The organism is Novosphingobium terrae, assembly GCF_017163935.1.
Lineage (GTDB): Bacteria > Pseudomonadota > Alphaproteobacteria > Sphingomonadales > Sphingomonadaceae > Novosphingobium > Novosphingobium terrae.
Genome location: NZ_JABVZR010000002.1, coordinates 1,299,222 through 1,312,023, shown reverse-complemented (window position 1 = coordinate 1,312,023; position 12,802 = coordinate 1,299,222). Strand labels below are relative to the sequence as shown.

The following is a 12,802-nucleotide window of genomic DNA, read 5'->3' as shown; positions in this document are numbered from 1 at the left end:
CGGCGCCGCAATCCGCTAGATCAAATCGAGCCCCACCGGCTTGGCCGTCGGGAAAACCATGTTCAGCCGGTCCCCGCCCAGAGCGAATTGCCGCTGCACCAGACCGCCGACCAGCCCGCGATAATCGGTCAGCACCGGCAGATCCCGGTTCTGGTTGAGCGTCTCTGCCGCAACGCGCACCTGCGGGCCGACCATACGCCCGCCCCGCACGCTGCCGCCCATCACCCAATAGACGCTGCCATGGCCGTGGTCGGTGCCCTTGTCGCCGTTCTCACGGAAGGTGCGGCCAAATTCGGAGACCACCACCACCGTCGTGCTGCGCCATGCCTCGGGCCCGATTTCCTGCACGAAACCGGCCAGACCCCGGCCCAGCTCGCCGATGCGGTCGGCCAGATAGCCTTGCGCACCGCCCTGGTTGACATGCGTGTCCCAGCCGCCGACATCGACAAAGGCCAGATTGTACTGATCGCGCATCAGATGGCCGATGCGGCGGGCGGAAAGTTCGAAGCCCTTGGGCAGCACGGCGCCGCGATTGGCCTGCACCATCTCGTCGGCCAGCGATTTGGCCACGGTGCTGCGCACCGCAAAGCCCTGCGCCACCGCTTGCGAGAGGTTCTTGTCGATCTTGCCGTCCTGATACATCGCCTGAATCAGCTGGGCCTGATGCGGATCGATGCCGCCGCTGAGGTTACCGGCCAGCGCGATGTTGGGCACCGGCAGATGGTCGCTGCCCTGAAAGCACAGCGGCACGCGGTCGGAAAAGGCGATGGGGCGATCCTGCCCCAAGGCATCGGCCAGCCGCGCCATAAAGCCCGAGCGGAAATTGCGCGAGCCGCCGATGGGCTGGCCCAGTTCGATCGTGTCCTGCGTTTCGAAATGGCTGCGGCTCATGTCATCCGTGCCCGCGAAAGGCACAAAGGCGACCTGTTTGGCCTGCCACAGCGGATAGATGCTGTCCTTCAATGCCGGATGCAGACCCCAGTCACCGTCCAGAGGCAAAGCGGCATGCGGATCCGCCGGATTGGGCTTGGCCAGCGCAAGGCTGGGGCGCGCCTGATGGTAGAAATCGCTGCCCACCGGGGCGACGATGTTGGCCGCATCATAGGCCCCGCGCAGAAACACCAGCAACAGGCGGCTCGATCCCGCCGCGGGCGCGGCAAAGGCCCGCCCGGCAAAAACAAGAGGCGCCAGCGCCCCGGCAGCTTTCAGCAGATCACGACGATGCATGACACATCTCCTCAGCGATGCATGAATTCGGGTGACGACAGATACAGCACATTCCATTCCTGAGGCGAGCGGGCCTGCGTCAGCACCGTAGCGGTGTTGGGGCTCAGGCGCTGCATCAGCGATTGGTAGAACAGGGCGTTCTGGATCTGCGGAAAGGCCGGCTGCTCGGGCAGAGCGCCGCCGCGCGGCTTGAACAGCCCCGCCGAGCCGCTGCCGATAGAGCGCGCGATCTCGAAACGGGTCTCCATCTGGCCCGGGCCGGTCCAGGCGGCAGCGTCCATGGCGAAACCATCGGGCGTTTCATGGGCATAGAGCCCCTCGCCCATGCGTTGCAGCCAGTAATTGAGCGGATCGGTGTTCAGCACCACCCGGTTGCCATAGGCCAGCCGCACCGCCGAGACGGCATAATGCACCGGGTCCTTGAACTGTTTGCCCAGCGAGGCCTCGAATTCGGGCGAGCGCAGCAGCACGCGCAGCACGGCCGCAATGTCACCATCGCTGCGGTGGAAGGTGGCGGCCATACGGTCCACCAGCGCTTGGGGCGGGTTGTCGCCGGTGAAATAGGTGGCCAGTTGCAGGGCGATGTGATGCGCCGTGGCGGGCGAGGCGGCGATCAGATCCAGCGCCTCCTCCACCTCTTTGAAACCGCTGCCCTTGATGGTGTGGCCCAGAAACTGCTTGTCGCCGAAATCATGCCGGGCCGGGTTGAACTCGAAGAGCCCGGAACGCACGTAAAGCGGCTGCCATTGCGGCTTCAGCCTGGGCGCATCGGGTTTCAGATCGACACCCACCCCGGTCAGGATGCGCGCCAGCTCCTGCACATCCTTCTGGCTGTAGCCCGAGCCGACGCCCATGGAGTGCAGCTCCATGATTTCACGCGCATAATTCTCGTTGATATGGCCGACGGCATTCTGGTCATTGTCGAGATAACGCAGCATAGCGGGATGGCGCAATGTCGCCTCCAGCAGATCACGGAAGCGGCCCAATGCGCGCGGGCGGAGCGCCTGATCCTCATAATCGCCGACCATGGTGCGGATATCGCGCTTGCCCGCCTGCACGTTGAAATGGTTGAACCAGAACCATGTCATCTGCTCGCGCAATTGCCCGGGCGCATAGAGATCACGCAGCAGCGAGCGGGATTGCGCCTCGCGCAGCAGCTCGGCCATATCCTTGTTGTAGGCATCGCGCGCGGTCTTGCGCTGGTCGGGATCGGTCAAGGCGTTGGCGGCGCGGTTTTGCGCATCCATCTCGACCACCAGCTGGGTCATCGGCTCGCGGCTGATCCGCATGGCGTCGGACTGGGCCTGTGCGTCAGGCGGCAGGGGCGCGGCGGGGGCCCGCAGCTGCTGCTCCAGCCAATCGCGCTGCCCCCTGGCTGTGACGTCGCGAACGACCGCCTCGTTCACACCCCAGGTGACGCGATCGAGAAAGGCCGTGGGCGCAGGCGCGGCGGCATGCGCCGAACCGCTTGCCAGCAAAGCAAAGCACCCACAAACCAGCCGTTTATGCGAAGGCTTGAGCATCGATGTCCTATCCCCAAACCACGGGCGTCCACACTGGTCCGCCCGAGGCCATGGGGCATGCATCTGCGCCTCCACGCCTTAACCGAAGCATAACTCGGCCCCTGCGGCGCGAAATTTGTTCATCTGGCGGGTGGGCTCAGGCGCTGCGTTCCAACTCCGCCATCAGGCCGATGTAGGGCGCCGGTCCGAAGCTGATCCGTGCCACCCCAAGCTGCGCGAAGGGGGCGAGCGATGCGTGCCTGTCGGTGATCATGATGTTCACCGGCAGCGGCATTGCCTCACAGAGGCTGCGGATTGGCGCGGGATCGGTGAGGCCGGGCACGAACAAGCCGTCCGCCCCGGCATCGCGATAGGCGGCGCCGCGCGCCAGTGTCTCGGCAAGCAAAGCGGACGACTCGGCGGCGGACGAAGCCTTGAGGAACACATCCGTGCGGGCGTTGATAAAGGCCGGAATGCCCAGATCGTCACAGGTCCGGCGCAGAGCGCGAAGCCGCGCGACCTGTTCGGCCATGGGCAGAAGGCCGGGGCCCTTCATGACCTGATCCTCAAAGTTGAACCCGATCACGCCGAGGCCCAGCAGCTTACGCGCATGCTCCGCGATCCGGGGGATGTCGGCAGCATAACCGCCTTCGAAATCCGCCGTGACCGGAAGCTGCGTGCCCTTCACGATCCTTTCGAGAACGGCGAGCATGGCATCGAAAGGCATATTCTCGCCATCCTCATACCCCTGCGCCGCCGCGACCGCCCAGCTGCTCGTCGCAATCGCTTTGGCGCCTGCGCGCTCGACTGCCGCCGCACTGCCCGCGTCCCACACATTGCACAGCACCAGCGGATCGCCCGGACCATGAAGCTGGCGAAACTGGCGGGCCTTGTCGGCTTGGGTGGTCATGGGGCCTTCTCCTGAGGAGTGGTTTTGAGCTGTCGTTCGATTTCGATCAGCCGCTGCTTGCGCCACAGGCCGCCGCCGTAGCCGGTCAGCGAACCATCCGCGCCGATCACGCGGTGGCAGGGGATCATCAGGGCAATCGGATTGGCGCCATTGGCGCGGGCCACGGCGCGGGTTGCCGATGGGCGACCGATCTGGCGCGCGATCTCGCCATAGCTGCGGGTTTCGCCTGCCGGAATGGCGCGCAGCTCATCCCAGACCTGACGGGTGAAGGCACTGCCGCCCGGGGCCAGCGGGGTGGTGAAGGTGCCGCTGCGGGCCGCGAAATAGTCGGCCAGTTCATGCGCCGCCTGTTCGCAGGGCAGCGATCCGCCGATGCCGATCCCTTCTTTCGACGCGGTCTGGAGGCGCTTCAATTCGGCGGGCAGCGCCTTGCGGTCGAGGAATTCCAGCAGGTGCAGATGGCTGTGGCTGCCCACCGCGATCATATCGCCCAGAGGCGTGGGTATCCAGGTTGCCCTCAGCAGGCTGCCCGCTTGCAGATCCGCCGGAGCGCAGCCCAGCAGCCGCGCAAAAGCGGCGCGGAAGGCGCTGGGGGAGTCGAAGCTGGCCTCATGCTGCGCCGTGATCACCTTGCCGCCCGAAGCCAGCGCCTCGAAGCCTTCGCGCATGCGCCTCTGGCGGGCCATCTCAAGGAAGGTCATGCCGAAATGGCGTTTGAAGCTGCGCCGCACGGTGGAAAGATCATAGCCCAGCCGTGCGACATGCTGCTCGGTCCAGCGCAGGTCGGGGCGCTCATCCAGGGCCTGCAGCAATGCGCCGATCGCCGGATCGGCCTGCGCGGCAGCCTGCAGCGGATGGCAGCGCCTGCAGGCCCTGAAGCCCGCATCGATGCATTCGCCGATGGAGGGGAAGAAGGTGCAGTTTTCCAGCTTCGGTTTGCGGGCCGGGCAGGTCAGGCGGCAAAAGACGCCGGTCGAGGAGACGCAGACGAAGGCCTGCCCGTCATAACGGTCGTCGCGGGCAAGGAGGGCGGCGTAAAGGGTGTCCCGGTCGGGAAGGTCAAACAGCATGGCGCGTCTTTACATGCGTCTGATCGCTGGCGCCGCCGATTTTCGGGCGTGTATTTTTCTCAGGGCGTTCCGCGTGAGCCATCCGTCGGGGGTGATCTGAAGAGAAACGGCATCGCAGCCTTCATATCACCCCGAAATCCCCGTTTCTTCTGGCTCTGCTTTGGCACTGGCCTTGGTCATTCTGCGCTGTTGCAAAAATTCATCACCACGCAGGGATCTGGCTGCGACAGGCTTGATGGCCGACGCCAACTCGCGTGAGATGGACGAAAACCTCTCCAAAGAATGAAATCAAACATATGATTTACAGTCATAAAATTCAGAATCCACTCCACATCCAAGCCAAATTGCAATTGATTGCAAAAGGAGATTGCAATCGATTGTTTTTGGAGTAGAGAGGATGCCAAGCCGACTCCAGAACATGAAGGAGCGGTCCGATCTATCGGGGGAGGATATTATGAAGCAGTCTCTGCTCGCGCCCTGCGCATCTTTTGCCGCCATCAGCCTGTCGCTGCTCTCCGCACCCGCCTTTGCGCAGGATGCGAAGCCTTCCGGCGATACCGATGTGAAAGACATCGTCGTCACCGCCTCTTCGGCGGGCAAGACGGCACAGAACAGCTCGATCTCGGTCACGCAGGTCAGCCAGGACGCCATTCTCAACTTCACGCCCCGCTCGCAGGCCGAAGCCCTGCGCAGCATTCCCGGCCTCAACATTCAGGACACCGCGGGCCCGGGCGGCAATTCGAACATCGGCGTGCGCGGCATTCCCGTCAGCACCGGCGGTTCGGAATATGTCGCCCTGCAGGAGGATGGCCTGCCGGTCACGCTGTTCGGCGATATTTCCTTCGGCAACAATGACTACTGGATCCGCTTCGACAACAATGTCGACCGCGTCGAAGCCGTGCGCGGCGGCAGCGCCTCCACCTTTGCCAGCCAGGCGCCCGGTGCGGTGATCAACTATGTCAGCAAGACCGGCACGCAGGATGGCGGCTCGGTGGGCCTCTCCAAGGCGATCAACTACCGCGAAACCCGCGTCGATTTCGATTACGGCGGCCATCTCTCGGACAGCGTGCGCTTCCACATCGGCGGCTATGCCGTCGACGGCAGCGGCCCGACGCATCTGCCCTACACCGCCGAAAAAGGCTATCAGATCAAGGCCAACATCACCAAGGACTTCGCCGATGGCAAGGGCTACATCCGCCTGAACTTCAAGCGGATGGACGATCAGGAGCCGACCTTCACCTCCATGCCCGCGCTGGCCACCATGTCGGGCAACAAGGTCACCGGTTTCTCGATGATCCCCGGCATCGATCCGCGCCAATATGCCTCCACCGGCCTCTACAACCAGACCTTCCGCGTGCTGGCCGCCAATGGCACGCTGCAGCAGGTGCAGATGCAGGGCATCCATCCGGTCGTCACCTCGGTGGGCGGCGAGTTCCACTATGAATTCGCGCATAACATCACCGTCACCGACAAGCTGCGCTGGACCGACATGAGCGGCACCTTCAGCAACCAGTGGACGGGTGAAGCCTCGACCTCCGCCATCGCCGGCACCGGCACGCTGCGCTATGCCGATGGGCCGCTCAAGGGCCAGATCTACACCAGCCCCTTCGTGTCCAACAGCGCGCAGGCCTATGTCACCATGAGCGACATGGGCAGCCTGGCCAATGATCTGACGCTGGCCAGCAAGTTCGATATGGGCGGTATGGCCAAGGTCAACGCCCGCGCCGGCTGGTTCCATATGCGTCAGACCATCGCTCAGGACTGGCGGATCAACAACGTCACCCAGTCGCTCAACAGCACGGGCAATCCGGTGCCGCTCGATCTCTTCTCCTCGACCGGCACGCAGCTGTCGGCCAGCGGGTTGACCGGCTTCAACAACCAGTGGGGCGGCTGCTGCGGCGGGCGCAGCTACAACGTCAACTACACCGATGACGCCCCCTACTTCGAGCTGGAATCGGACATCGGTCGCCTGAATGTCGATGGTTCGGTGCGCGTCGATATCGTCCATGCGGGCGGCTATGCCTATGCTCCGGTGGCGGGCGCCAACATCACCATCAGCGACGCGCTGGGCAGCGCCAGCGTGCCGACCTACAACACCGCCTCCACCCCGTCCGAGCGCCTGAACTACACCAAGTCCTATGCCAGCTGGTCGGTGGGCGCGCTTTACAAGCTGACCAACACCACCAATGTCTTTGTCCGCGTCAGCAGCGGCGGGCGCTTCAACGCCGACCGCCTGCTCTACAATGACAACAACTTCACCAGCGACGGCAAGCTGACGGCGGGCGGCGACCACCTTTCGGTCAACACCGTCACCCAGCAGGAACTGGGCGTGAAGCACACCGGCCATCTGGGCGAGGTGCGCGTGCATGGCGAGGCGACGCTCTATCGCGCGCAGGTCAAGGAATCGAACTACGATTTCACCGCGCCCAGCCGTGGCCAGAATCCCTTTATCGACACCGTCTATCACGCCAGCGGCGTCGAACTGTCGGGCACGATGGGCTGGGGCAAGTTCAGCATGAACGGCTATGTCGTCTATACCGATGCCAAGGATGTCGTCTCGCACAAGACCGCCTTTGCCATGCCCAAATGGACATGGCTGGTCTCGCCCACCTATGATGCGGGTTTTGCCGCCATCGGCGCCAGCGTCAGCGGCCAGTCCAGCTTCTATCTGGGCGATATGGTAACGCAGGCCCCCGGCTCCACCTTCGTCAATGCCTTCGTGAAGGTGCGCCCGGTCGAGCGGCTGGAGATCGGCTTCAACGTCAACAATCTGCTCAACACGCTCGGCTTCCGCGCCAACAACGGCAGCCTTGCCGTGACCGGGCCGGTGCCGGGTCTGGCGGCCAATCAGGCCATCTTCGACAATTCGGCGATGCTGGGCCGCACGATGACCGCCTCGATCAAATACCGCTTCTGATCGATCGGCCCTGCGGGTCGCAGCGCAGGAATTTGGGCGGGCACGGAGGGGCAACTTCCGGCCCGCCTTTTTCGTACTGGAGCAGCGCGCGAAAACGTGGGAACCGGTTTTTCGCAAAAGCGATGCGACCACGCACTGATGCCACAGGTGTGAGAGGGGGAAAGCGATGCAGGACAGTTCAATCCGTTCGGTGCTGATCGTGGGCGGCGGCACCGCAGGCTGGATGAGCGCGGCGATGCTCTCCCACGCCCTGCAACGCGATTGCACCATCACGCTGATCGAGTCCGAGGAGATCGGCACCGTCGGCGTGGGCGAGGCGACCATCCCCCCCATCCGCCTGTTCAACCAGACGCTGGGCGTGGACGAGCGGGACTTCATGAAGGCCACGCAGGGCACCTTCAAGCTGGGCATCGAATTCGTGAACTGGGGGCGGCAGGGGCATCGCTATTTCCACCCCTTCGGCCCGCATGGGCGCGATTTCGATATGGTACCGCTGCATCAGCATTGGCTGAAGGCGCGTGCCGAGGGCGAAACCGCCTCGCTCGATGACCATGCCATGGCATGGGCGCTGGCGCGCGAAAACAAGTTCACCCATCCCTCGCCCGATCCGCGCTCGGTGCTCTCCACCTTCGACTATGCCTATCATTTCGATGCCGGGCTCTATGCGCGCTTCCTGCGCAATTACGCCGAAGCCAAGGGCGTGCACCGCATCGAAGGCAAGATCGCTGGCGCCCGCCTGCGCGGCGAGGATGGCTTCGTCGCCGCCGTGGGGATGGAGGATGGCCGCAGTTTCGAGGCCGACCTCTTCATCGATTGCTCGGGCTTTCGCGGGCTGCTGATCGAGCAGGCGCTCGGCACCGGCTATGAGGACTGGACGCATTGGCTGCCCTGCGATCGCGCCGTGGCCATGCCCTGCGAGAATGTGGGAGAACCCACGCCCTACACGCGCTCCACCGCGCAGGAGGCCGGGTGGCAATGGCGCATTCCGCTGCAGCATCGCACCGGCAATGGCTATGTCTTCTGCAGCCAGCATCTCGATGAAACGCGCGCCGCCGATCTGCTGACCCAAAGGCTGGACGGCAAGGCGCTGGGCGATCCGCGCGCCTTGCGCTTCACCACCGGGCGGCGAAAACTGCACTGGAACCGCAATGTCGTGGCGGTCGGCCTGTCCTCGGGCTTTCTGGAGCCTCTGGAATCGACCTCGATCCACCTCATTCAGGCCAACATCGCCAAGCTGATCGCCCTCTTCCCGGACCGCAATTTCGACCCCGCCACGCGCGACGAATTCAACCGCATCGCCACCACCGAAATGGAGCGCATCCGCGACTTCATCATCCTGCATTACAAGCTGAACACCAAGAGAGCTGGGCGCGAGGACACCGAACTGTGGCGTTACTGCGCGGCGATGGACATCCCCGACACACTCTCCATGAAGATCGACCATTTCCGCCGCCATGGCCGCCTGATTGCCCGCGAGATGGACCTCTTCGCCCCGCCCAGCTGGCTCTCGGTGCATATCGGCCAGTTCAACGATCCTGTCGGCCTTGATCCGCTGCTCGATCACCGCAGTGTCGATGCGCGGAGCTGGCTGGCCCGGCTGCGCGCCGCCATGGCGCAGGAAGCCGCCCGCGCCCCCACGCACAGCCAGGTGATCGAGCGCCATTGCCGCGCCTGAGAATTACCTTGCAATTCTCCCCATCGCGCCGAAAACAACCACCATCAACGGCAGGGGCAATCCATTGCATCGCGGCGCATCATGGCCAAGATCCGCAACATAAAGGAACTGGCCGAGCTGGCCGGCGTGTCGACAGGCACGGTCTCCCGCGCGCTGGCCGGGTCGGAGCTGATCAGCCTGAAGACCCGCAAGCGCATCCAGGCCCTGGCCGACGAGCATAGTTTCCGCCCCAATGCCCTCGCCCGCAACCTGCGCACCCAGCGCAGCGGCGCCATCGGCGTGCTGATCCCGCTGGGGCATGAGGCCGGGCAGCCGATGTCCGACCCCTTCTTCATCACCATGCTGGGCCTGCTGGCCGATGCCCTGACCGAGCGCGGCTATGACCTGCTCCTCAGCCGCGTCATCCCCACCGACGATCTCTGGCTGGAGCGGATGACCTCCTCGGGCCGGGTCGACGGGGTGATCGTCATCGGCCAGTCGGACCAGTCCGCCACCATCGATGCGGTCGCCGCGCAATACCGCCCGCTGGTGGTCTGGGGCGGTTACAGCCGGGGCCAGCTGCATTGCTCGGTGGGATCGGACAACCGGCTCGGCGGCGATCTGGCGGCCAGCCATCTGATCGCTCAGGGCTGCAGGCGCATCGCCTTCTTCGGCGATCCCAGAGCGCAGGAAATCGCCCAGCGCCTCGACGGTTGCCGCGATGCCATGGCCCGCGCCGGCCTGCAGGACGAGCTGACCGTGCTGCCCGCCCATCTGGTCGCCGAGGCTGCCCATCCCGACATCGCCCGCTTTCTGGGCCACGCCGGGCAGCGTCCTCAAGGCATCGTGGCCGCCTCGGACGTGATCGCCATGAGCGCCCTGCGCGTGCTGGCCGAGCAAGGCCTGTCCGTGCCGGAAGACGTGCGGGTGATCGGCTATGACGGTCTGGCCATGAGCGAGCAGACCGTACCGCGCCTCACCACGGTCAGCCAGGACCTGACCCAGGGGGCGAGCCATCTGGTCGATATGCTGCTGCGCCGGATCGCGGGCGAGGAAACCCAGAGCGTGGTGATGAAGCCAAGGTTGATCGTCAGAATGTCTGGTTGAAGGGGGAGCAAGGAAGATAAAGCGAGGGGGTTACCCCCTCGCGCTCCCATGACGTCTCCCGACGCAGGGGCAGTGGTTGCGAAACGAGTGTGCCCCGCCTCTTCACCTGCTCAGCCTAAGGCGCCGCAGGCAGTCATCCTATAGCAAGGCGCTAGTCATGGAATTCAAAGCCTGCGGCGCGGCGACGTTGCTCTATGGCCGAACCCGAGGCGCCACGCCGACAAAACCCGGGAGCGCGAGGGCCCGGAGCATTTCTCTTGAGAAATGCGACCAACAAGGACGCCACCCTCGCATTTCCCTTTCCTTCCTAGACCTTCTTCAAAACCAACGCCAAAGCCCCCAACAACCCGGCATTGTCCCCCAGAGCAGGCCGCACCACCACCTCCTGCGGATTGCCGACGAAATAGCCCGCGCCCAGTTCGCTGGCCGCGGCGCGGATCTTGTCGAGGATGCCGGGCGCATGCATCACCCCGCCGCCCAGCACGATGCGCGCCGGGTCCATGATCGCCTGAAAACTGCAGATCGCCTGCCCGATGTACCAGGCGATGATCGTGGAGGCCGGGTGGTCGGCAGGCAGCTCGGAGAGGGAGGCGCCCCAGCGGTCCTTGATCGCCGGCCCGGCCACCAGCCCTTCGAAGCAATCGCCGTGGAAGCTGCAGTAGCCGGCGTAAGTGCTGTCCTGCGGATGACGCTTCATACGGATATGGCCCATTTCCGGATGGGACAGGCCGTGCAGCAAGGCACCGCCCGCGCCGACGAAACCGCCGCCGACCCCGGTGCCGATGGTTAGATAGAGCAGCGAGTCATGCTCGATGCCCGCGCCCCAGCGGTGTTCGGAAAGGGCCGCGCCATTCACATCGGTATCGATGGCCACCGGGCAGTTGAAGGCCTGCGCGAAGGGTGTCACCAGATCGGCGCCGGACCAGTGCGGCTTGGGCGTGCGGGTGATATGGCCCCATGTGGGCGAAGCGCGATTCAGATCGAGCGGGCCGAAGCTGGCGATGCCGATAGCCTGAGGCTCATGCAGACCCTGCGCGCGGAACCAGGCGAGGCAAGCCTCAAGCGTTTCCTGAGGGGTGGTGGTGGGCACCTGATGGCGCGCCGAGATGGCGCGCGTTTCATCGGCGATGCCCAGCACGAATTTCGTGCCGCCCGCCTCGATCAGGCCAAACTGCGCCATCAGGCCTGCTCGACCGCTTGCTCGACCCACGCGCTGGTGCCATCCAGCGCGATGCGGAACAGCGGTGCGGGTCGCCCGGCAAAATGGGCGCGGCGCCATGCGGCATCGTCCACCTGCCCGCCGGGGGCAACGCCGGGCAGATCGGCGAAACCGGAGGCCGTCAGCGCCTCATCGATCCACCAGCTGTAGGCCTGATAGGGCGTGCTTTCGGGGTTGGCCGCGACCAGCCCTGTGCCGTTGAGCGGCTGATAGGGGCCCAGAATGTCGTCGGCCACCATGCCATAGATGCCGTTGGGGCCGCTGGGGCCGTCAGGCGCGAAGACTTTGCGCTGGGTCGACCAGAACAGGTAATAGCGCCCGTCGCGCGGGAGCAGCAGCGGGCGTTCCTGCTCATTGTTCAGCCCGTCGGCGCTGACCAGCGGGGGCAGGATGGTCCATTGCGTCAGCGCCTCGTTCCCGGCGCGGGCGATGCCGATGCAGGCGTTGAAGGCCTCATCCGATTGCTTGAGCGAGCCGGTGAACAGGATGTAGGTCGCGCCGTCACGCGGGTCGCGGACATGGGCGGGATCGCGAAAACCCTTGATGAAGCCGGGCTTGCCCTCACGCTGATCGACCAGCATGTAATGGTGGTCGTCCGAGGCGAAGCTTTCGCGCGGGGTGGACCAGTCGGCGATGGCGGCATGGCCATTGTCGCAGGACAGCGCGCCGGTGGTCTGGAACAGGCGCTGGGCAAAGCTGGGCCGGGCTTCCCCCGGCCAGCCCGCCACGGTGTAGAACAGCGTGACCTGCCCGCTTTCGGGATGCCACAGCGCGCTGCCCGCCCATTCGCGGCTGCCGGGGTTCAGGCCGTCAGGCAGGGCATGGCCGCAATCCTGCCATGTGCCGTCACGATGCGTCATCAGGCGGATGCGGGCGATGTGATGGCGCTCTTCCGGATCGGGCAAGGCGGGCGCGGAAAGCACAAACCACACCGACCAGCCATCGAACAGGGCGGTGGAACCATCCGCATTCTGCAGCGGCCACAGATCCCACAGATCGATGCCGGGCAGAGCCGCAGGCAGGCTGGCCGGATCGATGGCGGGGATGGTCAGGCGGGCTTTTTGCGCCTGCGGCAGCGCATCGATCGCCGCGACATGGTCGGCACGCCATGGTGAAGTCTGCGCGCTCTGGACCGTCTGTGTCACGAAATCTGCTCCCGGAAATAGTCTTGTGGTCATGACGCTAAACGTGAAGAA

General features: G+C 64.8%; 9 protein-coding genes. 3 read left to right on the top strand and 6 right to left on the bottom strand.

Translation table 11 applies throughout. From position 1 onward, the window contains the following. Positions 1–15 precede the first annotated feature (15 nt). The 4 genes from HGK27_RS24000 to HGK27_RS23985 form a co-directional block, all read right to left on the bottom strand. On the bottom strand, positions 16–1,227 hold the full coding sequence (locus HGK27_RS24000; protein WP_206245393.1) for a DUF1501 domain-containing protein: 1,212 nt from the start codon (positions 1,225–1,227) through the stop codon (positions 16–18). An 11-nt stretch (positions 1,228–1,238) separates the two neighbouring features. After that, a complete protein-coding gene (locus HGK27_RS23995; protein WP_206245392.1) occupies positions 1,239–2,750 on the bottom strand; it encodes a DUF1800 domain-containing protein in 1,512 nt (503 codons plus the stop codon). Positions 2,751–2,886: 136 nt separating this feature from the next. Further along, positions 2,887–3,639 carry an isocitrate lyase/PEP mutase family protein gene (locus tag HGK27_RS23990; RefSeq protein ID WP_206245391.1) on the bottom strand — a complete coding sequence of 251 codons (753 nt, stop codon included), beginning with the start codon at positions 3,637–3,639 and terminating at the stop codon, positions 2,887–2,889. After that, positions 3,636–4,709, bottom strand: a complete 1,074-nt coding sequence (locus tag HGK27_RS23985) for a bifunctional transcriptional activator/DNA repair enzyme AdaA (RefSeq protein ID WP_206245390.1) — start codon at positions 4,707–4,709, stop codon at positions 3,636–3,638. Before HGK27_RS23985 ends, HGK27_RS23990 begins: the two co-directional genes overlap by 4 nt. A gap of 454 nt (positions 4,710–5,163) precedes the next feature. On the opposite strand from HGK27_RS23985, the gene HGK27_RS23980 reads away from it, so the two are divergent. From HGK27_RS23980 to HGK27_RS23970, 3 genes are all read left to right on the top strand, one after another. Then, positions 5,164–7,626 carry a TonB-dependent receptor domain-containing protein gene (locus HGK27_RS23980; protein ID WP_206245389.1) on the top strand — a complete coding sequence of 821 codons (2,463 nt, stop codon included), beginning with the start codon at positions 5,164–5,166 and terminating at the stop codon, positions 7,624–7,626. Between the two features lie 166 nt (positions 7,627–7,792). Then, the gene (locus tag HGK27_RS23975) at positions 7,793–9,301 is read left to right on the top strand and encodes a tryptophan halogenase family protein (RefSeq protein WP_206245388.1); all 1,509 of its coding nucleotides are present in this window, start codon (positions 7,793–7,795) and stop codon (positions 9,299–9,301) included. A gap of 81 nt (positions 9,302–9,382) precedes the next feature. Further along, positions 9,383–10,387 carry a LacI family DNA-binding transcriptional regulator gene (locus HGK27_RS23970; protein ID WP_206245387.1) on the top strand — a complete coding sequence of 335 codons (1,005 nt, stop codon included), beginning with the start codon at positions 9,383–9,385 and terminating at the stop codon, positions 10,385–10,387. Positions 10,388–10,694: 307 nt separating this feature from the next. Here HGK27_RS23970 and HGK27_RS23965 read toward each other — a convergent pair whose 3' ends face one another. Then, the gene (locus tag HGK27_RS23965; protein WP_206245386.1) at positions 10,695–11,567 is read right to left on the bottom strand and encodes an ROK family protein; all 873 of its coding nucleotides are present in this window, start codon (positions 11,565–11,567) and stop codon (positions 10,695–10,697) included. Next, positions 11,567–12,751, bottom strand: coding sequence for a glycoside hydrolase family 68 protein (locus HGK27_RS23960; RefSeq protein WP_206245385.1), 1,185 nt, complete (start codon positions 12,749–12,751; stop codon positions 11,567–11,569). Before HGK27_RS23960 ends, HGK27_RS23965 begins: the two co-directional genes overlap by 1 nt. Between the last annotated feature and the right edge of the window lie 51 nt (positions 12,752–12,802).